Origin of the sequence: Denitrificimonas halotolerans (genome assembly GCF_034259425.1) — a bacterium.
GTDB lineage: Bacteria > Pseudomonadota > Gammaproteobacteria > Pseudomonadales > Pseudomonadaceae > Denitrificimonas > Denitrificimonas halotolerans.
The window spans coordinates 25,146-47,481 of record NZ_JAXIVU010000003.1 but is presented as its reverse complement, the minus strand read 5'-3'; the positions used below and the strand labels follow the sequence as shown (position 1 = coordinate 47,481).

Here is a 22,336-nt window from a genome sequence, read left to right as displayed (position 1 = left end):
CCGAGATAACGAGGAAACCATGAAGGTTCTAGTAGCTGTCAAACGAGTGGTTGACTACAACGTAAAGGTCCGTGTTAAAGCGGATAAATCTGGCGTTGAACTCGCCAACGTTAAAATGTCTATGAACCCTTTCTGTGAAATTGGTGTAGAAGAAGCCATTCGCTTAAAGGAAAAGGGTATTGCATCAGAAGTTGTTGCAGTGTCTATTGGTCCAGCAGCTGCCCAAGAGCAGTTGCGCACAGCGTTGGCACTGGGTGCCGACCGTGCCATTTTGATTGAAAGCAATGATGAGTTGCGTTCGCTTGCGGTGGCAAAGCTGTTGAAGGCAGTGGTTGATCAAGAGCAGCCGCAGTTGATTATGCTGGGTAAGCAAGCAATTGACAGCGATAATAACCAGACTGGTCAAATGCTAGGTGCATTAACCGGTTATGCACAGGGTACTTTTGCCTCTAAAGTTGAAGTTGATGGCGATAAGATTAATGTGACCCGTGAAATTGATGGTGGCTTGCAGACTGTTGCACTGAACTTGCCAGCTATTGTAACCACAGATTTACGCTTAAATGAGCCACGTTATGCATCATTGCCTAACATTATGAAAGCGAAGAAAAAGCCACTGGAAACCATTACTCCAGAATCTTTAGGCGTTTCTACCGAGTCCACAGTAACGACTTTGAAGGTTGAAGAGCCTGCGGCACGTAGTGCAGGAATCAAAGTAAAAGATGTGGCTGAGTTGGTTGAGAAACTTAAAAATGAGGCGAAAGTAATCTAATGGCTATTCTAGTTATTGCTGAGCATTCTAATGACGCTTTGGGTGCTGCTACTCTAAACACAGTTGCAGCAGCTCAGGCGATTGGTGGTGACATCCACGTTCTGGTCGCTGGTGCAGGCTCTGCTGCAGTTGCTGATGCAGCTGCAAAAATCAATGGTGTGAGCAAAGTCTTATCAGCGGATAATGCTGCATTTGAGCATCAGTTGCCTGAAAACGTTGCACCTTTAATTGCTGAGCTAGGCAAAGAGTATTCACATATCCTTGCAGCAGCGACAACAACAGGTAAAAACGTTATGCCGCGTGTAGCAGCATTACTTGATGTTGATCAGATTTCTGAGATCATTGCTGTAGAAAGTGCTGATACCTTTAAGCGTCCAATTTACGCGGGCAACGCTATTGCTACTGTGCAGTCTAGTGCAGCGATTAAAGTGATCACTGTGCGTGGTACTGGTTTTGATGCTGTGGCTGCTGAGGGTGGATCTGCAAGCGTTGAAGCGGTCTCTGTAGGTGGTGATGCAGGTATTTCTGCATTCGTTGGTGAGGAGCTAGCACAATCTGATCGTCCTGAGCTGACTGCAGCAAGTATTGTGGTATCTGGTGGTCGTGGTATGCAGAACGGTGAGAATTTTGAAATGCTCAACCGTGTTGCTGATAAGTTGGGTGCGGCAGTGGGTGCCTCGCGTGCTGCTGTTGATGCTGGCTTTGTACCAAATGATATGCAAGTGGGGCAAACAGGTAAGATCGTTGCGCCAGAACTGTATATTGCTGTTGGTATTTCCGGTGCTATTCAACACTTGGCAGGCATGAAAGATTCTAAAGTGATCGTTGCGATCAATAAAGATGAGGATGCTCCGATTTTCCAAGTGGCAGACTATGGTTTAGTAGCTGATTTATTTGATGCTGTACCAGAGTTAGAAGCAGCCTTATAAGATTGCTTCGCTTTAAAAAACCCGCTCATGAGCGGGTTTTTTTCTTTATGGAAATAGATTTTGAACGGCTTTGTGTTGCGCTGAATTTTTAACTAAAAGCGTTAGAGATAGCGCTTAGTTTGTGTGGGCTGTGTAATATGGAAAGCATAGATTTATGATCAGGCAGAGTTTTATGAAAAGCCGATTTACCTTATATGTTACCGGACTTTTTTTTAGTTGGGTGGTGCCGCAAAATCTTTATGCACAGCAGCAAGAATGTGAGGCTTTGATTGCGGTAAGTTATGTTTCGCCTCACTTTACGGCAGCTCAGCGGCTGCGACAGCAGCAGCTCAATTCCGAGCTCTTGAAAGCGTTAGCACAAGGCTCTGCAGTCAATATTAAACTGGAACAGGTGGGTAGTGCTGATGTTTTAACGGAGGCGCGCAGTGGTCGTGTTGACTTGGTTGTAGGGGTGCGTGCTGAACCCGAGCCCGATCCGCAGCTCAACTATATTGCACCTGCCTATTTGCAGACCATTTATCGCTTATGGGTGCGAACGGCTGAGTATACAACAGTTGAAAAGTGGCCAGAGTTGCGTGGTTTGCGCGGTGTGCATGTTGCTGAGTTAGAGCAGATGCCGGACTTTGATCGGCAAGCACAGTTGCAGTATTGGCCATTACGTAAGCTAGCCAGCCTTGAAGAGGCGACGTATCAAGTGATTGAGGGGCAAGCCGATTATATTCTAGCGGAGCAGCAAACTATGCAAAAATATTTGCAGGCGCATGATTTGCTACGACGTTTTGAAGCGCTTGAACCACCAGTGGTTGTGAAGAAACGTTTTTTAGCCATTGCTAAAGATTCAGTTTGCAATACCGCGGCTATGCGTAAGCGTTTAAGTAAAGCTTTGGCGAGTGCTTACTCACATGGTTGAAAGATATGGCCAAAAAAAAGCCCAGTCAGCTTATAGAGTACTGACTGGGCTTTTAATGTATGAGTCTTTAATTGCGCTGCTGTAAAGCTGCAATGCGTACTTCCAAAGGAGGGTGGCTCATTAATAAGCCTGCTAAGCCATCTTTTAAACCACCACTGATACCGAAAGCGGTTAGAGTTTTTGGCATTTCAGATGGTAAACCCTGCTCAGCACGTAAGCGGTTAAGCGCACCAATCATAGCGTGTTTCCCCGCTAGGTCTGCACCTGCTTCATCCGCACGGAATTCACGACGACGCGAGAACCACATGACAATGATGCTTGCTAAAATGCCTAAGACTAGCTCGGCAGCAATGGTCGCCACAAAGTAACCAATCCCACGACCTTCTTCATTTTTGAGAACAACACGGTCGACAAAATCACCGAAGATACGGGCGAAAAACATTACAAAAGTGTTAACAACACCTTGGATTAATGAAAGAGTGACCATATCCCCATTAGCGACGTGACCAATTTCGTGAGCCAAGACTGCCTTGGTTTCTTCAGGAGAAAAGCGCTCGAGTAAGCCTTGGCTGACTGCGACGAGTGCGCTGTTGCGGTTCCAACCAGTGGCGAAAGCATTGGACTCATGGGCAGGGAAAATACCAACCTCTGGCATGCCGATACCTGCTTTTTGTGCCAATTCTTCAACGGTTTGTAATAACCATTGTTCTTGGCGGGTACGTGGCTCGGTAATGATTTGTGTGCCCGTGCTTTTTTTTGCCATCCATTTGGATATAAATAAAGACACTAGCGAGCCTGCAAAACCAAAAACAGCACAGAATGCTAAGAGGTCTCCATAGTTTGTGCCTGTATAACGGTCTACGCCCAATAAGCTTAGAGTGATACTGGCAACCAACAAGACTGCAAGGTTGGTGGCTAAGAATAAAAAGATACGCATCATGTGCGAAAAACTCCAAAAATTTAAACCATGAACTATATAAGGGTTGTGCTACGGCACTTCAAGTGGGGGACTGTTGCAAGCTGTGTCAAGGCGTTGCGATTGCAGAACCCCCCGCCTATTTTTACTGCATATTTTAAAGTGCGTGCTAGTTTGAGTGAAGCACGGGATCAATTTAAAAAGGTATTGACATCCTCCCCGACCTAAAGGACGGGAATTACTACTGCTAGACGACCATGCCCGACCGTGAGAATGTTACGTGCCGCGTTGATATCGCGATCGTGGGTGACACCACACCCACTGCACGTCCATTCTCTTATTCCAAGTCCTGCGATACCTTTCGGCCTCGATTCGGGCAAGCTGCCGCAACTCGAACAGGTTTGGGTGGTGTATGCCTCGTCAATTCCCTTAAAAACAATGCCTGCGTGAGCGCATTTATAGTCCAACATTGTTTTTAATTGACCCCAGCCAGCGTCCAACACTGACTTGGCCATCGTGGTTTTAACGAGTTTTAAGCTACTGACATTGCCCACATAGATTTCACCGCAGCGATTGACTAGCTTAGGGCTGAACTTGTGCAATGCATCAGTGTAAGGGTGCATATCAAAAGCAGACAAAAACACACCACGCTCTTTAATCGAGCGTTGGCTTAACTCATTGACAAAATTCCAGACGAAATTGACGCTGCGAGCCATGCGCTTTAGCAAGGGCACATGCCTGTCTCGTACTCGGACTGTTAATGTTTTGGTGTGCTTTATCATGCTGTATACAATACCAGTGTCAACCTATACTGCAAAGACTTTAGCAGTCTGTTAAGGGGCTGCTTACGCAGCCCTCGCTATTCATCTCCGCACTAAAAGTACGAGGTCTTACGCGATTCTGATAAAAAAATCTGGTTAGAGCTCGTTTATTGACGGTAAGTTTTTAAGAAATTTCCGATTCGTCCAATAGCTTGTTCCAGATCGTCTACGCGTGGCAGCGTTACTACTCGAAAGTGGTCAGGCCAAGGCCAGTTAAACGCTGTTCCTTGCACGATTAAGAGTTTCTCGGAAAGCAATAAATCCAGAACAAATTTTTCATCGTTATGGATAGGGCAAACTTTAGGATCGATTTTAGGGAAAGCATATAAGGCGCCCATTGGTTTTACGCAGCTGATGCCTGGAATATCATTGAGGAGTTCCCAGGCGCGGTTACGCTGCTCAAGCAAACGGCCATTGGGCAAGACAAGGTCATTAATGCTTTGGTAACCGCCTAGTGCTGTTTGAATAGCGTGCTGCGCCGGTACGTTAGCGCAGAGACGCATGTTAGATAAGATATCTAGACCTTCAATGTAGCTACGAGCACGGTGTTTAGGGCCAGACACTACAACCCAACCAGACCGAAAACCCGCAACGCGATAAGACTTAGATAAACCGTTGAAGGTGAGGCACAAAACATCTGGAGCAAGTGAAGCTGCACAGATGTGTTTGGCGTCATCGTACAAGATTTTATCGTAAATTTCGTCAGCAAATACCACTAAATTGTGTTGGCGTGCTAACTCCATAATATCCATCAGGACTTCTTTAGAATATACCGCACCTGTTGGGTTGTTAGGGTTAATCAACACTATAGCTTTGGTATTGGCTGTGATTTTTGAGCGCATATCGTCAACGTCCGGAAACCAACCGGTTTGCTCATCACACAGGTAGTGTACCGGCTTGCCACCGGCCAAACTCGTTGCTGCCGTCCATAATGGGTAGTCTGGAGCAGGCAAGAGGACTTCATCGTTGTTATTAAGCAAAGCTTGCAAGGCGATTACAATCAGCTCAGAAACACCATTACCCAAATAAATGTCTTCAATACCAACACCGGGTACATTCATTTGTTGATAGTACTGCATAATCGCCTTACGCGCGCTAAACAAGCCTTTAGAGTCGCTGTAGCCTTGTGCTGTAGGTAAGTTACGAATAACGTCCTGAAGAATTTCTTCTGGCGCCTCGAAGCCAAAGGGTGCAGGATTACCAATATTAAGCTTTAAGATACGCTGGCCTTCGTCTTCAAGGCGTTTAGCGTGCTCCAGGACAGGACCGCGAATGTCATAACAGACGTTAGCGAGCTTGTTCGATTTGCTGAACTGCATGATGTTGAGTATCCCGAATAAAATAGGTCAATAAGGGGGCGAACTGTCGATAAGCAGCGGTGATGAACGCTGTCGCATAGGTGCCCGTGCAATTTATAGTTGCATGCTGCCTTATATTGGCAGCTTAGGTCGATGTGTTTAATGATGTCTATCATACGACTGTGCTGGCAAAGGTGAAAGGGAGCGTTACGCTTATCGTTGCGCTTTAATGGGAGAAAGAGATGAAAAAAGTTAAAAAAAGTGAAGAACAGTGGCGTGCTGAGTTGTCTGCTGAACAGTTTCGGGTCTGTCGATTAGCTGGAACTGAGCGACCTTTTACTGGTGAATATCAATTACCTCAATTTAAAGGTGTTTTTAACTGTGTATGTTGTGGGCAGCCATTATTTGATGCTAGGCATCAATTTGACGCAGGTTGTGGGTGGCCGAGTTACTGGCAACCGATTACGTTAGATGCGGTGATAGAGTACCCTGATAACAGCTTGGGGATGCAGCGCATTGAGGTGGTATGTTCGCGTTGTGATTCACATTTAGGTCATGTTTTTCCTGACGGTCCAGAGCCAACAGGGTTGCGTTATTGCATTAACTCAGTGGCATTACAGCTCGACCCTGAGAGCTGAGTAGGTGCGAACTTGGCTAGTATGAGAATCTAATGAATTTGGAGTGAGTCTTGTGTCTAAGTTAAAGGATGAGTTTTTGCGTCGTGCCAACCAAGTGTTGCAGCAGGTGGAGCAAATACTGCCGAAGCGGTCTGAGCCTGTGGATTGGAATACGGTTTTTGCGGCTAGTTGGCAGCGCAAAGGTAATAGTAGCTTCTTTCGGACCATTGAATTGGGAGCTGATATTCAGCTGAGTGATTTGTTAGGTGTTGACACTCAGCGAAAGCAGCTGTTACGCAATACCCAACAGTTTATGCGTGGTTATCCCGCAAATCACGCTTTATTGTGGGGCGCACGTGGTACGGGAAAGTCCTCTTTAGTGCGTGCACTTTTATCCGCATATGCTGAGCAAGGCTTGCGCTTAATTGAGGTTGAACGTAATGAACTGGCTGATTTACCTATGATTGTTGAATCCTTGGTAGGTTTGCCGCAACGGTTTATTGTGTTCTGTGATGATTTATCGTTTGATGCGGGGGAGGGGGATTACCGCATCTTAAAAAGCGTGTTAGATGGTTCCTTAGAGCGTGCGCCGGATAACGTGCTTTTGTATGCAACGTCGAACCGTCGACATTTGCTACCAGAGCATCATAGTGATAATGAAAACTGGCAACGTGGTGCGGGAGGTGAGCTGCATCCTAACGAAGCGGTTGAAGATAAAATTGCTTTATCTGATCGATTTGGTTTGTGGCTGTCATTTTATCCATTTAGCCAAGAACATTACTTGGATGTGGTGCGACACTGGATTGAGCACTATGCACAACCGCTTAAGCTGCAGTGGCAGTTTAGTGATGAGTTGGCTAAAGCTGCTATCAGTTGGGCGCAAGCTCGAGGTAATCGTAATGGTCGTTGTGCTGCGCAGTTTGCCAAGCAGTGGGTAGGTTTGCAGTTATTAACGCAGCAAGAACAGTAAAGCTGATGGTCGCGCACGGTAAATACAGCAGTGCGTCTTGGGTTAATATTATGCAAGCCCTATACTGCGCGGCTTATTTTTAAGGGGATATTGCTATGACTACACCGCACGTCGAACATCATATTCAGCTTCTGGAACATTTGCGTACCATTTTAGTGGCCGTTGCGGATGCTGAGGTGGTGCCTGAAAATCATCATGCGTTGTTTATTGAGCGTTTTGATGACATGGTGGCTCGCCTGCGTGAAAGCACAGAAGATTTGTATATGGGACAAGACATTATAAGTCAGGTATTTCAGCGTTACCCGCAAATTGCGCATTTGGTGCCGCGTGATTTGCTCTGGTTCTTTGGTGGTGACTGCTTACATTTTATGCCTGATGAGGAAATTGATAAGTTTCAAATCTTGGAAGAGCGCCGCTTTGAGGCTTTAGAAAAGGGAGAGGATTTTAATTGGGCGCAGGAATTACAGCTCATGTTTATGCCGGAAGATACCCCTAAGCAATAAAATTGAAATATTTTTTAAAAAAGGGGTTGACGAGAGGTGGGGCGATCAGTAATATACGCACCACTTCCAGACAACAAGGCAAAGCCAAAAGGCTGATGCAATAAGTTTAGAAGTTGCAAGCTGTTAAGCTCCAAGGCTGCGTCCCCTTCGTCTAGTGGCCTAGGACACCGCCCTTTCACGGCGGTAACAGGGGTTCGAGTCCCCTAGGGGACGCCATATTTGCGGGAATAGCTCAGTTGGTAGAGCACAACCTTGCCAAGGTTGGGGTCGCGAGTTCGAGTCTCGTTTCCCGCTCCAAATTTGGCGTTAACGCTAAGAAGAAAAGAGCCGCAAGGCTCTTTTTTTTCGTCTTTAATTTATCATTATACAAAATTTCCATTTCCATTCTTATTTGAGCTTGCTCGAATTTGTATGTCTTTTCTAAAGATCCTACAACTTGGTTATTGCCAGTTGGGTAAGTATGTTTAATTTTTCTTCCAGTGGTCTTCATGGGTGCAGCTGTTCTTAGTGAGCGTTGATGTAAGAGGTTGCAGGCTGTAGAAGTGGCTTGGGTCGATTGGAGCTGTTTATTGTTTGGTGTGTCAGGATGCAGTTACTGACTCGTTAGGCTGCTAATCTGGTTAGGTTTACTCTTTAGGTGAGTCAAGGATACTGGAATGACAGAGTTTACTTTAGGTGTGCATTCTGAGGCAGGCCAATTGCGCCAAGTTTTGGTGTGTCGTCCAGGATTAGCGCACCGGCGTTTAACACCGAGTAATTGTAAAGACCTATTGTTTGATGATGTCTTATGGGTGAAACAAGCGCAAAAGGATCACGATATATTTGTTAGCTTGATGCGGGCACGGAATATTGAGGTGTTAGATGTCAATGAGTTGTTGGCTCAGACTCTCGAGAATTCAATAGCGCGTAAGTGGGTTCTAAATCAGCGTATTACTTGGAATGAGGTTGGTGTAGGAGTACTTGCAGAATTGCGCGCTTGGCTAGATGAAATGCCCGCGGTGCAGCTAGCTGAGTATTTGATTGGTGGTTTAGAGGTGAGAGATTTGCCTTTTAGATCCAGTGCTTTATTGGTTCAGCAACTTTCTGGAGACGGTTTTATTTTACCGCCTTTGCCTAACCTTCTATTTGTCCGAGATAGCAGTGCTTGGGTGTATGGCAGTGTAACGCTCAATCCGATGTTTTGGGTTGTACGTCAGCCGGAAACATTATTGCTTGCTGCAATCTATAAATTCCATCCTAAGTTTGCTGGACGGGTGGATGTGCTTTTGGGATGCCGGCTGAACAGTTATGGTTTAGCTACGCTAGAGGGTGGCGATGTAATGCCAATCGGTAATCGCGTCGTGCTGGTGGGTATGGGGGAACGCAGCTCACCTCAAGCTGTTGAGCAGTTGGCGTTGGCATTATTTGCTAAGGGAAGTGCGGATCGAATTATTGCTTGCCAAATGCCTAAAGCAAGAGCCGCGATGCACTTAGATACCGTCCTTACCTTTTGTGGTGGTAATATTGTCACTGCATTTACTGAGGTCGTAGATCAAATGATTTGTTATGATCTGCGTCCAGATGCAAGCGGTACATCCTATACCTGCTATCAAGATTCGCGTCATTTGTTTAGTGTCATTGCTGAGGCTTTAGGTTATGCCTCACTCAATGTTGTCGCAATTGGCGGCGAACATCCCGCAGAGCGGGCGCGGGAACAGTGGAATGATGGTAACAATATGTTGGCGCTTAGCCCAGGTGTAGTGATTGGCTACGATCGTAATGATGATACAAATGCAGCATTGGCTGCTGCAGGTGTTGAGGTGCTGACAGTACCTGGCGCCGAGTTAGGTCGTGGGCGCGGTGGCAGTCGATGTATGAGCTGTCCAACGGTACGTGAACCTATTTAATATTTATTTTTCCTGCAATTCATTTATCCAGCTGCTAACCAAGGAGCAGATGCATGCCTTTTAACCTAAAAAATCGCGATTTATTGACGTTGCGCGATTACGCCCCCCAAGAAATTGAATTTTTACTGAAGTTATCTGCGGATCTTAAAGCAGCAAAGTACGCGGGTACTGAGAAGCAGCGTTTGCAAGGTAAAAATATTGCGCTGATTTTTGAAAAAGATTCAACGCGTACTCGGATCAGTTTTGAAGTGGCCGCTTTAGATCAAGGTGCACGGGTCACTTATTTAGGCCCAAGTGGGACACATATTGGGCATAAAGAATCGGTTAAAGACACCGCGCGTGTATTGGGTCGTATATATGATGCCATTGAGTACCGTGGCTTCGGTCAAGAGATCGTGAATGAGTTATCAGAGTACTCTGGTGTACCCGTTTATAATGGTTTAACCGATGATTTTCACCCCACTCAGATTCTAGCAGACCTGCTTACAATGCAAGAGCATAGCGAAAAACCGTTGCATGAAATCGCTTATGTGTTTGTTGGTGATACAGCGAACAATATGGGTAATAGTCTGCTAATTGGCGGTGCTAAAATGGGTATGGATGTGCGTTTATGTGCTCCTAAAGCTTGTTGGCCTGAGCAGTACATTCAGGATGAAGCTTATTCCATCGCTCAAACCACCGGTGCACGTATTACTATTACTGAGGACATTGATACAGCCGTTAAAGGAGTGGACTTTGTCTATACCGATGTGTGGGTATCTATGGGAGAGCCTGATGAAGTGTGGGCTGAGCGTATTGAGTTGCTAATGCCGTATCAGGTGAATGCACAAATGATGGCCAAAACGGGTAATCCACGTGCACAGTTCATGCATTGCTTACCTGCATTTCATAATGCTGAGACAGCAGTAGGTAAGGATATTCAAGAAAAGTTTGGCATTGATGCCATGGAAGTCACTGATGAAGTCTTTGAAAGTCCAGCATCTATTGTTTTTGCGCAAGCAGAAAATCGTATGCACACCATTAAAGCAGTGTTAGTGGCGACTTTAGGATAAATATTATGTTGGTTGTAGCAGCCCTAGGTGGCAATGCGTTATTGCAGCGCGGTGAGCCCTTGACTGCGCAAGTCCAGCGCGAAAATGTAAAGGTTGCAGCAAAAGCTCTGGCAGATATTGTTCGTGCTGGACATCGTTTGGTAATCACTCATGGTAACGGTCCGCAGGTCGGTTTGTTGGCATTGCAAAATGATGCTTATAAACCGGAAGAAAGCTACCCATTAGATGTATTGGGTGCTCAGACAGCAGGAATGATCGGTTATTTAATTGAACAAGAGTTGGAGAATGAGCTGAAGCATAAGCAACCCATCGCTACCTTGTTAACCCAGGTGGTAGTCGATCTGAATGATCCTGCTTTTGCTCATCCAACTAAATACATAGGGCCTGTTTATAATCAGCAAGAAGCTGAGGCGCGCGCTGCATTATCAGGTTGGCAGATAGCTCAAGATGGTGATAAGTGGCGACGTGTTGTTGCCTCTCCGCAACCTAAAGACATACCTGATTTGCAGGTGTTAAAGCTGCTGGTTGAGCAGAATGTAGTTGTGGTGTGTAATGGTGGGGGTGGTATACCGGTTGTACGTCGAGCTGATCAGAGCTTGCAAGGTATCGAAGCGGTGATTGATAAAGATTTATCCAGTGCTTTTTTAGCTGAAAAACTGGGTGCTGATGCTTTATTGTTGTTGACGGATGTGGAGTCGGTGTATCAAAACTTTGGAACGCCGCAAGCTCGACCTTTGCGTAAGCTGACTGTTGCGCAAGGGGGGAGGCTGGATGTGCCTGCAGGGTCAATGGGGCCTAAAATTAAGGCTGCAAGCAGTTTTGCAGCGTCCGGTGGGTTCAGTGCTATTGGTCGTTTGTCGGATGCGCTCGCTATGCTGTCTGGTCATGCCGGTACTCAGTTTGTGGCGCAAAGTAACGACTGAGTATTCTGCATTTACAACCATATCGCACTGCCATAATACTTTTACTGCAAAGTGAAAGCATCGTACTTTTGATTCGGAGCGGAATAGCAAGATTGCATACATTCTGCTAAGAATTGGTCAGTTCTAGCGATGAAATTTGTGCGGGTTATATCAGCAGCTTAAAAGTTATTAAAATTAAGATGGCCCAGTCAGTGTTGGTACTGGCTGGGTTAATTAAAAACAATGCTGGAATACAAATGTATTCATGCTAGAGCTGTTTTAGAGGTGTTCACGCAACATGCATCACCTTAGTTTTATAGCTGTTGTGGTCATTGTCCGATAGTGCAGTGCATGAACACGCAGTACTTGGTATGAAAAAATAGGTATGTCGTGAGCATGCTGCTGTCTACGGCTGCGCTATCAATATAGTTGGGAAATATTTTGCAGTCGAAGCTGGCTGTCGAGCTGTGTCGCTCCTTGTTTTTAGTGTGGGAGTGTGTCAAGTATTAAATGTCGATATATATAACGTTTCCACTTTATCTCGTGCCCATTGCGTTTTACGTAAAAATTTTAATGAGGACTTGATTGATGGATCCGTTTTAAAACAGTTGATATTGATCTGTTGAGCTAAGAGCTCCCAACCAAAATGTGCGACTAAACGTTCAAGTATGGCTGCTAAGGTGAGGCCATGGAGTGGGTCGTTTGTGCCTGTCATGCTGCTATCCTGTCTGAAGAGTGTTATGTGTTAAAGACCTCAGAACTGCATTGGGGCAGGATTTTTGAGGTTCTACAATAGACGTATATTGGCAACAGAATACCGGGTTTACTCAGTTGATGGGGAAACTAGAGTTTATTCTTTAGACCACCGGTGTAAACTTCGCGCTTGGAAATGAATACGCAACAACTGCGTATCAGATTAATAGTAAGAAGACCGGGGGCAAAATGAATGCTGTTGTTATCGCAGTAGCTATAATGCTGGTGCTGAGTTTGCTGCGTGTACACGTGGTGGTATCACTCATCGTGGGGGCTGTTGCTGGCGGTTTGCTGGCAGGTATGGGGATAGAGAGCACACTTGCAGCTTTTCAGAAAGGCTTAGGAGGGGGAGCTACAGTGGCCTTGTCTTATGCACTGCTAGGTGCATTTGCAGTAGCCATCAGTAAGTCAGGTGTCGCCAATGTGCTGGCTGAAAAAGTGTTGAATATGATTGGCCAACAAGAAGGTAAAGGCACAGAGTTGGTGAAGTGGATGCTGATTATGTTATTGCTCGTTGCGGCAATTTCCTCGCAAAATATTCTACCTATTCATATTGCTTTTATTCCGTTATTGGTTCCCCCGTTGTTGTATGTTATGGGGCGCATGCAATTAGACCGTCGTTTAGTGGCTTGTGTGCTGACCTTTGGTTTGATTACCCCGTATATGTTTTTACCCGTAGGCTTTGGTGGCATTTTCTTGAAGGAGATTCTGCTTGCTAATGTGGCAAAGGGTGGGGTTGATGTGACAGGTCTTAGCGTGATGCAAGCAATGATGATTCCTGCCTTGGGAATGCTGTGCGGACTGCTAGTTGCAATCTTTATTAGCTACCGTAAAAAACGTATTTATCAGACTGTTGACACAGGTCAGGTGGGTTCGGCTAGCAATGACTATAATCCTAAAAGCTTGCTGGCAGCAGGCGTTGCAGTGGTTGTCGCCTTTGTTGCGCAATTATGGCTGAACTCTATGATAATGGGTGCTTTACTTGGCTTTGTAGTGTTCTCTCTAGCCGGTGTTGTGCGCTGGAAAGAGACCGAAGGCTTGTTCACCGAAGGCATGAAAATGATGGCAATGATCGGTTTTATTATGATTGCTGCCTCAGGTTTTGCCGAGGTGATGCGTGAAACAGGTCATATTCAAACCTTGGTTGACTCATCTGTGAGTGTGATTGGTGATAGCAAGGCATTAGGGGCAATCTTGATGCTCTTAGTGGGTCTGTTGATCACTTTAGGTATTGGATCATCGTTTTCTACTGTGCCAATTATTGCAGCAATTTTTGTACCTTTAGCTTTGCAGTTAGGTTTTAGCCCATTGGCGATTGTGTGTATTGTAGGTACGGCAGGTGCACTAGGTGATGCCGGATCACCAGCTTCAGACTCAACTTTAGGGCCAACTGCGGGTTTAAATATGGATGGCCAACACAATCATATTTGGGACACCGTAGTACCGACTTTCATTCATTATAATTTGCCATTATTGGCCTTTGGTTGGGCTGCTGCAATGCTATTGTGAAGATTCAGTTTGTTAAGGAAGGCTAAAGAATGTTGACCTCATGGCGTATTAAAAACTTTAAAGCTTGGCAGGATACAGGGACGATTAAATTGGCACCTTTGACTGTTTTCTTTGGCGAGAACAGCGTGGGAAAAAGTAGCCTTGGTCAATTATTATTAGCACTTAAACAAACAGTGCAGTCCAGTACTGTTACGCAACCACTGGATTTTGGTAATGCGCAAAGTCTTATTGATTTAGGGGGCTTTGCGCAGAACCTACATCAAGGACAGCTTGATAAGCCTTTAGAGTTTGAATTGCACTGGCAGTTGGCCCCAACGCTTAAACTCAAGTGTATGCCTGAACAGGCACCTATAATTTTAGATAGTTTGCAGTTGCGGGTCAGTTTCGTTGCAGATCTGACACAACAGCCACAGGTTGATTTTATTTGTTATAAGGGGTTACAGAAGGGCGAAGAATTACTGCAAGTGTCCTACTCTGCGAGTGATAAAGACACTCTGTTAGTGCAGATTAGACAGCACTGCGAGCGGATTCCATTGGCTGCAAAACAGCGTGTTAAACGCTTTGATCAATTGCCTGTAACGGAAGATTCAGCTGCATCATGGGTTCATAGTCTAGCAGCTCAGACTGCGCATATTTTAACTCATCTACATTCATTGGCCGCTTTACGTGTCGCGCCAAAACGTCGTTATATTTGGCAAGGTGACACGCCCGCTGACGTCGGTCGTGATGGTAGGTCAGCTGTTGCAGCTATATTAGCCGCAGGTGCTGAACAGCGTACTTTACAAGTGGCTGACGAGTTGCCAGAGCAGAGTTTGCAACAAGCGGTTGCGTATTGGCTCAAGCAGATTGGAGTCGCGACGGACTTTAGCGTGCAGTTGGTGGCACAGAGTATTGATAACTACTGTGTGGTGCTGAAAAACCATAGGGAAGCTAGCGCTGCTAATTTAATGGATGTAGGTTTCGGTATTTCTCAGTTATTACCGATTATCGTGCAGATTTTTTATGCTCAGCCCCACTCAACTGTTTGGTTGGAGCAGCCGGAGATTCATTTGCACTCTCATGTGCAGGCAGGTCTAGCTGACTTACTCATTGCTGGTGTGCAGGCAAAACAAAATCATCAAGCGCGTAATGTACAAATTATTGTTGAGAGTCACTCCGAGCATTTTCTAAATAGGTTACAAAGACGCATCGCTGAAGGTGTAATCAGCCATGAAGATGTGGCGTTGTATTTTTGCAGTCGTAATGAGGAGCAAGAGACTCACATTGAAGCCTTAAACGTGGATACTTACGGTGAAATTAGCAATTGGCCAACCAATTTGTTTGGTGATGAAATGACAGATATTGCTGCACGAGCAATGGCGGCTGTGCGGCGCAAGCGTCAAGACAATGCATCAGGTGTTGATGATGTTTAAAGCAGTCATTGATACCAACGTTTTATTGGTAGCTAACCAACAACATGATGATGTTTCGCAAGATTGTATTGCTAGTTGTATTGAGCACTTACAGAAGATACAAACGGAAGGCATTGTTGTCATTGACGATGGTTTTCATATCTTAGGTGAGTACCAAAATAAAACGAACATTAACCCACCACGTGGCGTTGGTGATGTGTTTTTAAAGTGGTTGCTGCGCAATATGGGTAACCCTAAACGGGTTGAAATGGTCAACATAAGCCCCGTTGGAGTTGATCTTTATGCTGAGTTTCCCGACCCAAACTTGCAGGCTGAGTTTGATCCGCCAGATCGAGTATTTCCAGCCGTAGCGAATGCTCACCCTGATAAGCCCACTATTTGGCAGGCAGCGGACTGCAAGTGGATTGATTGGTGGCAAACTTTAGCTGAGCATGGAATTAAAGTTAAATTTTTGTGCGCTGCGGATGCGTTGCGCTTTCATAATATCAAGTTCCCAAAGCAGCGGCATGTGCCAAGCCCTGCGATGCCGGAGAGTAATTAGATGTCTGATTTTTTTCGATTTCCTCACACACCTCACATTGACTGGCTCGGCGATGGTATGCCACGTGATGATAAAGTTCTGAATAGCGCAGAAGTTGAAAGTATTTTAGCTCAACCTTTGCGCGTAGAAGAAAAGCTAGATGGTGCGAACTTAGGGATTTCGCTGCGCGATAATGGAGAGTTACGTGCACAAAACCGAGGGCAGTATCTGTTAGAACCTTTTGCAGGGCAATTCTCACGCTTAAATTCATGGCTTGGCCAGCACCAATATGCTATTGCTGACCACTTGCGCGCAGACTGTATTTTGTTTGGTGAGTGGTGTGCCGCACGGCACTCTCTTGAGTACGATAACTTACCGGACTGGTTTGTTGTATTTGATGTGTATGACCGTACTGAGGGTAAGTTTTGGAGCTGTACACGACGTAATGAGCTTGCAGGGAAAATGGGGTTAGCAGTTGTGCCAACGCTGTTTGAGGGGTATACCACTTTAGATGAATTAAAACACTTATTGGATACAGTGGACAGCCGTTACCGTGCAGGTAATCCTGAGGGGGTGGTGATGCGACATGATTCAGACATGTGGTGCGAGGCTCGTGCTAAGCTGGTGCGTGCTGATTTTGCGCAAACCATCGAAGAACATTGGCGCAGTCGTGCTATTGAGTGGAACGATGTGCGAATACCTACGGCTGAAGATTATGAATAAGCAGAGTATTTGCCTTACAACTCAACGATAGATCAGATATTGAAGGTAGGGTGTGGCATGAGTAAAGGAGTAGAACAAATGTCAGAGTCTGCCAGTTTAGTAGAAGCTGTTAATGCACAGCGCAGTGTCTCAACAGATGCTCCGCAAGGTCGAGTGATTAAAATTCGTGGTGGCGTGGTTGATGTGCACTTTGATGATCATGTGCCGCGTATCCAAGATCTTTTATACGCGGGCGATTTAGCCATGGAAGTGGCTGCATTATTGGATCGAGGCACTGTGCGTTGTATGGCTCTGGCCCCTGTGCGCGGCTTAGGTCTGGGTATGTCAGTGCGGGCGACGGGCGCTCCGATTCAGGTGCCAGTAGGTGAAGCTGTCCTAGGCCGTATGTTGAATGTTTTTGGGCAGGCTATTGATGATCTACCTGCCCCCAACACTTCACTGCTCCGTTCGATTCATCAACCTCCACCAGCGCTAGAAGAACGCGTGGTACATAGTGCTATCCTCGAAACTGGAATTAAAGCTATTGATTTACTCTCGCCCATTGAGCGTGGCGGAAAAACAGGGCTTTTTGGTGGTGCTGGTGTTGGAAAAACCGTTTTAATTACAGAGTTAATTAACAACACTGCACAGCATTATAAAGGTGTCAGTTTGTTCTGTGGAATTGGCGAGCGCTCTCGAGAAGCGGAAGAACTGTATCGGGAAATGGGTGAGGCTGGCGTTCGTGATAAAACAGTGATGCTGTTTGGTCAAATGAACGAGGCGCCAGGGGTGCGTTATTTGGTGGGTAAGACAGCTTTAACTATGGCTGAATATTTCCGAGATGACCTTGGACAGGATGTTTTGCTTCTCATTGATAATGTCTTCCGCTTTGTTCAGGCCGGTTCAGAGGTGTCTGGGCTGCTTGGGCGAATGCCTTCGCGAGTGGGGTATCAGCCTACTCTAGCCACAGAGCTGGCAACACTGCAAGAGCGTATCACCTCTACGCGTAAGGGAGCTATTACCTCGATTCAAGCTGTTTATGTACCTGCGGATGACTTTACTGACCCCGCAGCGGCACATATTTTTTCACACTTGTCGGCTTCTGTGGTGTTATCCCGTAAACGAGCTAGTGAGGGGTTGTACCCCGCTGTTGACCCGTTGGCTTCAACTTCAGTCATGTTGACACCTGCTGTGGTAGGGCAGCGTCACTATGATATCGCACGGGCGGTACGGCGTACCTTGGCTGAATATGAGGAACTGCGCGATATTATTGCCATGTTAGGTCTGGAAGAGTTGTCAAGTGCGGACCGTGCGGTCGTTGCTCGTGCACGCCGTTTAGAGCGATTTTTAACGCAACCTTTTTTTTCCGCGGAGTCTTTTAGCGGTGAAGCCGGTCAACGTGTTTCTATTGAGGATACTTTGACAGGTTGTGAGCGCATCTTGCAGCAAACGGAATTTGAGGATGATGAGATGGATTACTACATGATTGGTGCTTTGCCTGAGTTCAAGGTGGAAACATGAGTCAGCCTGTGAGAGTCAATGTGCGCTTGCCAACACTACTACTCTGGAGTGGTAGTGCCAGTAAAGTGTTTGCTGAAGCAGAAAATGGTGCTTTTACCTTGCTGCCTAAACATACGGACTTTGTCACTGCGCTTGTGCCATCGGTTTTGGTCATCACTGATGAGCAGGGGCAGGAGCAGTATTTTGGTATCGATCAGGGAGTGCTGGTTAAACAGGGCTATGATGTTGATATTGCAGTGCGTCGTGGTGTGCAAGGCTCGGATTTAGCTACTTTACATGAAACTATTGAGCATACTTTTACTGAAGTGGATGAAGACGAGAGAGTGGCGCGTACAGCATTATCTAAGCTTGAAGCAGGTATTGTGCGACGCTTCAGTGATCTACGGAAGCCACTGATATGACTGGAATGAAGGAGGATAAGCCTGCTAAGGCAATTCGTCGTCGAGCTGAGCGCATGCAGAAAACACGTGGTGAGCCTAAGTATAGTCCGCTGAGTGGTTTGGGCGTCTTTGGTGTAATTGGTTGGTCAATTGCTATTCCTACTGTTACTGGTGCGTTTTTGGGAATGTGGCTTAATCGTATTGCTCCGCAAAATTTTTCTTGGCCAATAGCTTTAATTCTAGGTGGTGTTGTTGTCGGTGGCATGGTGGCTTGGAGCTGGGTTGAGAAAAATCGCGATAAATAAACGTCCTGACGGCGATGTGTTAAATAGGGAGATATGGAATGATTGAGTTTCAGACAAGCGCAATCTTGATTGGTTTTGCTGTAGGTTTACTTATGGCTGCGTTGTTTTTTTGGGGCTTAAACTGGGGTATACGCAAAGCGTTGGGATCAGCAACCCCAGGGCGCTTATTAATGCTCAGTTTTTTTATACGTTTAAGCATTTTGTTAGGGGTCGGTTTTGCATTAATCGAGTTCAATGGTTCTTTATGGGCATTAGTAGGTTATATGTTGGCATTTTTACTGGTGCGTATTTTGACTGTCTGGCGTGCGAAAAGCACCGTTTTGGCCCAGCAGGAGGGTGCGTAGATGCAGCTTAGCCCCGATCAAAGCATTATTTTTCACTTAGGCAGTTGGCCAGTGAGTGCAACCATTGTCAATACATGGATCGTGATGGTTTTATTGGTAGGGGTTTCGTTTTTGGTAACCCGTAATTTACGTGCTGATCAAGCTCCAGGCCGTTGGCGCAGTGCTTTAGAGTTGATTGTGACTATGATTGAGAGTCAAATTCAGGAAGTGACTCACACAGGTGCGCGCCATGTGATCTATTTTGCAGGCACTTTGTTTTTATTCATTGCGACTTCCAATCTATTGACTGTGGTACCGGGGTTTGCTGCACCTACATCATCATTATCTACCACTGTAGCCCTAACTTTATCGGTGTTGATTGCCATACCTTTATTTGGAATTGTTAACGGGGGGGTGCGTCAGTATTTGCATAAGTTTATTGAGCCCTCTTTGATTATGTTGCCGTTCAATATTATTGGAGAGTTCTCACGAGGGGTATCGTTGGCGATGCGCTTATACGGTAATGTAATGAGTGGGGCCGTGATTGCCGCTATTTTGCTCAGTATTGCTCCATTCTTTTTTCCTGTAGTGATGGATATGTTAGGCCTGCTCACAGGTTTTATTCAGGCCTATATTTTTGCCATTTTGGCGACTGTATATATTTCTTCTGCGATGGCTGAGCCGCCGCTTTCTAAATCTGACAAGGATAAAAAATCATGACAGAACTTGCGCTAATTGCAGTTGTTTCTATTTTTACTGCCGGCTTAACCATGGCCATTGGTTCACTTGGGCCTGCACTGGGTGAGGGGCGTGCAGCGGCAGCAGCGATTGCTGCGATTGCTCAGCAGCCTGATGCTGCACCGACATTATCGCGTACTTTATTTGTCAGTTTAGCGATGATTGAGTCCACCGCGATTTATTGCTTTGTAGTGGCTATGATTCTTATTTTTGCCAACCCGTTTTGGGATGCCATGCAGGTGGCGGCCGGAGGTTAATCGCATATGTCCATTGATTGGATTACAGTGCTGGCGCAAATTGCTAACTTTTTAGTGCTGTTATGGTTGCTTAAACGTTTTTTATACCGCCCAATTCTAGAGGGTATTGATGCTCGTGAAGCAGAGATTGCTAAGCGTATGGCGGCAGCTGAGCAAGCACAGCAAGAAGCGAAAACTGCACAAAGCCAGTATGTTAAGCAGCGTGCTCAGTTGGTATTAGAGCAAGATGCTTTGTTGGAAAAAGCCCTCGCTGTAACAGAAGAACAGCGAGATCAGCTTTTGCTAGAGGCGCGTACCAAACTTCAACAAGAGCAGCAGGATTTACGTCAGCACTTAGAGCATGAACGGAACCTCTTTAATCAGCGTTTGCAACAGGCAGGATCCACGGTCTTATTAAAATTGACCCGTAAAGCTTTACATGATTTAGCTGATGAAAATTTAGAAGACGCTATAGTGCGCCATATTGGTAAGCAGCTGCAGGCGGTTGCTGTAGATCTGCAGCAAGCAGCGGCTGACAGTAAGCAAGCACGAGTAACAACCCGTGATAAGCTGCCTGACTCTACCCAGGCACTGTTGCAGCAGGAAGTACAGCAATGGTTACCTAAGGTGACGTTAGAGTTTGCAACCGATATAGAGCAAGCCCCAGGCTTGGTGATGCAGGTTGGGGGCGCGCAAGTATCTTGGACCACTGACAGTTATATGGATGAACTGTCTGAGCTGCTCACCCAGCACGCATCCACAGCTACTTCTGTACGTCTTGAAACGCGTTAAGGAGAGCATCGTGAGCCAATTTGATCATTCGATTCCTCAAACATCTGAACAGAGCTTTAGTATTTGGCTTGAGCACTTGACTCGTAGCCCGTCACCTAAGCCTGTGCTTACTGAAACAGGGGTGGTTACTGAAGTAGCAGATGGCGTCGCCATTGTGTCAGGGCTAGCACGCGCCTTAGCTGATGAGATGTTGTTGTTTGCCTGCGGTGTTCAAGGTGTGGTTCTTGACTTGGAACCTGGTCGCCTCGGAGTGATTTTATTAGGGCCTTCAGAAAATATTCACTTAGGGGAAACTGTGTATCGCACCCGTCAAGTGGTGAGTGTGCCAGTAGGTCCGAGCTTACTTGGGCGCGTGCTGGATGCCATGGGCCGGCCACGGGACCAACTAGGTCCTGTTGATGCTATTGCAGAGCATCCAATAGAAGCAGAAGCACCAAGCATTATGAATCGCACCCCGATTTATCGACCTTTAGCAACGGGGATTAAAGCGATTGATGCAGCGATTCCTGTGGGGTTGGGTCAGCGAGAACTGATTATTGGTGATCGTCAAACTGGTAAGACTTCTATTGCTATTGATACTATTTTGAATCAAGCCCGCTCAGAAGTGATTTGTATTTATTGTGCCATTGGTCAACGTGGTGATGCTGTGGCACGAGTGATTCGTGCTTTAACTGATGGCGATATGTTGCAGCGCAGTATTGTGGTCAGTGCAGGTGATGAAGAAGCGCCTGGGTTGTCTTATCTTGCGCCTTATGCGGCTATGACCATGGCAGAGTACTTTTCTGCTCAGGGGAAGGATGTATTACTGATCTTTGATGATATGACGCACCATGCGCGTGCTTACCGTGAGCTGTCTTTATTGTTGCGTCGACCGCCAGGGCGGGAAGCATTTCCGGGCGATATTTTCTATGTTCATGCTCGTTTGTTGGAACGGGCTGGTCAATTTGGCCAAGAAATAGGCGGTGGTTCTATTACTGCTTTGCCGGTGGTAGAGACGCAAGCAGGTAACTTATCTGCTTATATTCCGACGAACTTGATTTCTATTACCGATGGGCAGATTTACTTATCACCGCAATTAGTGCGTAAAAACCAATTTCCAGCAGTAGATTTAGGGTTGTCCGTGTCCCGTGTGGGGGGGAAAGCACAAAACCGTACTTTACGTGGTGTTTCCGGTAACTTGCGAGTTACATTGTCGCAATTTGAAGAGCTGGAAGATTTTGCTCGTTTTGGCACACGCTTAGATGATACCACTCGTGCACGCTTAGCTCGTGGCAATGCAGTGCGGACGGCGTTGCGCCAAGCTGAACGTGATCCAATGCCTGCTTTAGAGCAATTAGTGGTTTTGGTTGCGGCGATAGCAGGCTTGTATGATCGGTTAAGTGAAACAGAGATCAATGCTGCGATGGGGGTGGTGCGCCAAGCGGCACGGCAAGAGCTGCTCGAGATTGAGCTGCGTATTGCTGACAACCAACCCCTGCAAGATGATGATCATAAGCTGATCGTGAAGTGCGCGCGCAATGCCCTAACTGCATTTGATTTGCCTGAAGTTGCTGATTCTGAGTGAGAATTTAA

The 22,336-nt window shown here is 46.2% G+C and carries 25 protein-coding genes and 2 tRNA genes; 23 read left to right on the top strand and 4 right to left on the bottom strand.

Annotated elements, in window-relative coordinates; genetic code table 11:
• The first annotated feature begins 19 nt into the window (after window positions 1–19).
• The 3 genes from TOI97_RS03485 to TOI97_RS03475 all read left to right on the top strand — a co-directional run bounded on the left by TOI97_RS03485 (window position 20) and on the right by TOI97_RS03475 (window position 2,608).
• A complete protein-coding gene (locus TOI97_RS03485) occupies window positions 20–769 on the top strand; it encodes an electron transfer flavoprotein subunit beta/FixA family protein (RefSeq protein ID WP_321552739.1) in 750 nt (249 codons plus the stop codon).
• Window positions 769–1,698, top strand: coding sequence for an electron transfer flavoprotein subunit alpha/FixB family protein (locus TOI97_RS03480; RefSeq protein ID WP_321552738.1), 930 nt, complete (start codon window positions 769–771; stop codon window positions 1,696–1,698). The genes TOI97_RS03485 and TOI97_RS03480 overlap by 1 nt, the downstream gene beginning before the upstream one ends.
• A 172-nt stretch (window positions 1,699–1,870) precedes the next feature.
• On the top strand, window positions 1,871–2,608 hold the full coding sequence (locus TOI97_RS03475; protein WP_321552737.1) for a transporter substrate-binding domain-containing protein: 738 nt from the start codon (window positions 1,871–1,873) through the stop codon (window positions 2,606–2,608).
• A 67-nt stretch (window positions 2,609–2,675) separates the two neighbouring features.
• On the opposite strand, the gene htpX is transcribed toward TOI97_RS03475, so the two are convergent.
• The 3 genes from htpX to TOI97_RS03460 all read right to left on the bottom strand — a co-directional run bounded on the left by htpX (window position 2,676) and on the right by TOI97_RS03460 (window position 5,664).
• The gene (gene htpX / locus TOI97_RS03470) at window positions 2,676–3,548 is read right to left on the bottom strand and encodes a protease HtpX (RefSeq protein WP_321552736.1); all 873 of its coding nucleotides are present in this window, start codon (window positions 3,546–3,548) and stop codon (window positions 2,676–2,678) included.
• Window positions 3,549–3,748: 200 nt separating this feature from the next.
• On the bottom strand, window positions 3,749–4,240 hold the full coding sequence (locus TOI97_RS03465; protein WP_321552735.1) for an RNA-guided endonuclease InsQ/TnpB family protein: 492 nt from the start codon (window positions 4,238–4,240) through the stop codon (window positions 3,749–3,751).
• A gap of 212 nt (window positions 4,241–4,452) precedes the next feature.
• A complete protein-coding gene (locus tag TOI97_RS03460) occupies window positions 4,453–5,664 on the bottom strand; it encodes a pyridoxal phosphate-dependent aminotransferase (RefSeq protein ID WP_321552734.1) in 1,212 nt (403 codons plus the stop codon).
• A gap of 221 nt (window positions 5,665–5,885) precedes the next feature.
• Here TOI97_RS03460 and msrB point away from each other — a divergent pair, with 221 nt between their 5' ends.
• The 8 genes from msrB (at window position 5,886) to arcC (ending at window position 11,594) form a co-directional block, all read left to right on the top strand.
• On the top strand, window positions 5,886–6,281 hold the full coding sequence (gene msrB / locus TOI97_RS03455; RefSeq protein ID WP_321552733.1) for a peptide-methionine (R)-S-oxide reductase MsrB: 396 nt from the start codon (window positions 5,886–5,888) through the stop codon (window positions 6,279–6,281).
• Window positions 6,282–6,333: 52 nt separating this feature from the next.
• Window positions 6,334–7,230 (top strand): ATP-binding protein, encoded by an 897-nt coding sequence (locus TOI97_RS03450; protein ID WP_321552732.1) that lies wholly within the window; start codon window positions 6,334–6,336, stop codon window positions 7,228–7,230.
• 95 nt (window positions 7,231–7,325) lie between these two features.
• On the top strand, window positions 7,326–7,733 hold the full coding sequence (locus TOI97_RS03445) for a PA2817 family protein (RefSeq protein WP_321552731.1): 408 nt from the start codon (window positions 7,326–7,328) through the stop codon (window positions 7,731–7,733).
• Window positions 7,734–7,873: 140 nt separating this feature from the next.
• Window positions 7,874–7,949, top strand: a tRNA-Glu gene (locus tag TOI97_RS03440).
• Window positions 7,950–7,954: 5 nt separating this feature from the next.
• Window positions 7,955–8,030, top strand: a tRNA-Gly gene (locus TOI97_RS03435).
• 359 nt (window positions 8,031–8,389) lie between these two features.
• The gene (locus TOI97_RS03430) at window positions 8,390–9,619 is read left to right on the top strand and encodes an arginine deiminase (RefSeq protein ID WP_321552730.1); all 1,230 of its coding nucleotides are present in this window, start codon (window positions 8,390–8,392) and stop codon (window positions 9,617–9,619) included.
• 53 nt (window positions 9,620–9,672) lie between these two features.
• Window positions 9,673–10,671 (top strand): ornithine carbamoyltransferase, encoded by a 999-nt coding sequence (locus TOI97_RS03425; RefSeq protein ID WP_321552729.1) that lies wholly within the window; start codon window positions 9,673–9,675, stop codon window positions 10,669–10,671.
• A 5-nt stretch (window positions 10,672–10,676) separates the two neighbouring features.
• Window positions 10,677–11,594: a carbamate kinase gene (arcC, locus tag TOI97_RS03420; protein ID WP_321552728.1), complete on the top strand. Its 918-nt coding sequence runs from the start codon at window positions 10,677–10,679 to the stop codon at window positions 11,592–11,594.
• 478 nt (window positions 11,595–12,072) lie between these two features.
• On the opposite strand, the gene TOI97_RS03415 is transcribed toward arcC, so the two are convergent.
• Window positions 12,073–12,288: a VF530 family protein gene (locus tag TOI97_RS03415; RefSeq protein WP_321552727.1), complete on the bottom strand. Its 216-nt coding sequence runs from the start codon at window positions 12,286–12,288 to the stop codon at window positions 12,073–12,075.
• 227 nt (window positions 12,289–12,515) lie between these two features.
• Between TOI97_RS03415 and TOI97_RS03410 the strand changes: the two genes are divergently transcribed.
• The 12 genes from TOI97_RS03410 to TOI97_RS03355 are packed head-to-tail and all read left to right on the top strand — an operon-like array spanning window position 12,516 to window position 22,328.
• A complete protein-coding gene (locus TOI97_RS03410; protein ID WP_321552726.1) occupies window positions 12,516–13,835 on the top strand; it encodes a Na+/H+ antiporter family protein in 1,320 nt (439 codons plus the stop codon).
• 29 nt (window positions 13,836–13,864) lie between these two features.
• Window positions 13,865–15,247 carry a DUF3696 domain-containing protein gene (locus tag TOI97_RS03405; RefSeq protein WP_321552725.1) on the top strand — a complete coding sequence of 461 codons (1,383 nt, stop codon included), beginning with the start codon at window positions 13,865–13,867 and terminating at the stop codon, window positions 15,245–15,247.
• A complete protein-coding gene (locus TOI97_RS03400) occupies window positions 15,240–15,788 on the top strand; it encodes a hypothetical protein (protein WP_321552724.1) in 549 nt (182 codons plus the stop codon). Before TOI97_RS03405 ends, TOI97_RS03400 begins: the two co-directional genes overlap by 8 nt.
• Window positions 15,789–16,490, top strand: a complete 702-nt coding sequence (locus tag TOI97_RS03395; RefSeq protein ID WP_321552723.1) for an RNA ligase family protein — start codon at window positions 15,789–15,791, stop codon at window positions 16,488–16,490.
• Between the two features lie 57 nt (window positions 16,491–16,547).
• Window positions 16,548–17,990 (top strand): F0F1 ATP synthase subunit beta, encoded by a 1,443-nt coding sequence (atpD, locus tag TOI97_RS03390; protein WP_321552722.1) that lies wholly within the window; start codon window positions 16,548–16,550, stop codon window positions 17,988–17,990.
• A complete protein-coding gene (locus TOI97_RS03385) occupies window positions 17,987–18,391 on the top strand; it encodes an ATPase (RefSeq protein WP_321552721.1) in 405 nt (134 codons plus the stop codon). The genes atpD and TOI97_RS03385 overlap by 4 nt, the downstream gene beginning before the upstream one ends.
• Window positions 18,388–18,675, top strand: coding sequence for an AtpZ/AtpI family protein (locus TOI97_RS03380; RefSeq protein ID WP_321552720.1), 288 nt, complete (start codon window positions 18,388–18,390; stop codon window positions 18,673–18,675). The genes TOI97_RS03385 and TOI97_RS03380 overlap by 4 nt, the downstream gene beginning before the upstream one ends.
• Before the next feature lie 38 nt (window positions 18,676–18,713).
• Complete coding sequence (locus TOI97_RS03375; RefSeq protein ID WP_321552719.1) at window positions 18,714–19,019, top strand: ATP synthase subunit I; 306 nt, start codon at window positions 18,714–18,716, stop codon at window positions 19,017–19,019.
• Window positions 19,020–19,718, top strand: coding sequence for a F0F1 ATP synthase subunit A (locus tag TOI97_RS03370; RefSeq protein ID WP_321552718.1), 699 nt, complete (start codon window positions 19,020–19,022; stop codon window positions 19,716–19,718).
• On the top strand, window positions 19,715–19,993 hold the full coding sequence (locus TOI97_RS03365; protein WP_321552717.1) for a F0F1 ATP synthase subunit C: 279 nt from the start codon (window positions 19,715–19,717) through the stop codon (window positions 19,991–19,993). The genes TOI97_RS03370 and TOI97_RS03365 overlap by 4 nt, the downstream gene beginning before the upstream one ends.
• Before the next feature lie 6 nt (window positions 19,994–19,999).
• On the top strand, window positions 20,000–20,764 hold the full coding sequence (locus TOI97_RS03360) for a F0F1 ATP synthase subunit B family protein (RefSeq protein WP_321552716.1): 765 nt from the start codon (window positions 20,000–20,002) through the stop codon (window positions 20,762–20,764).
• Window positions 20,765–20,774: 10 nt separating this feature from the next.
• Window positions 20,775–22,328 (top strand): F0F1 ATP synthase subunit alpha, encoded by a 1,554-nt coding sequence (locus TOI97_RS03355; protein ID WP_321552715.1) that lies wholly within the window; start codon window positions 20,775–20,777, stop codon window positions 22,326–22,328.
• The last annotated feature ends 8 nt before the right edge of the window (window positions 22,329–22,336 follow it).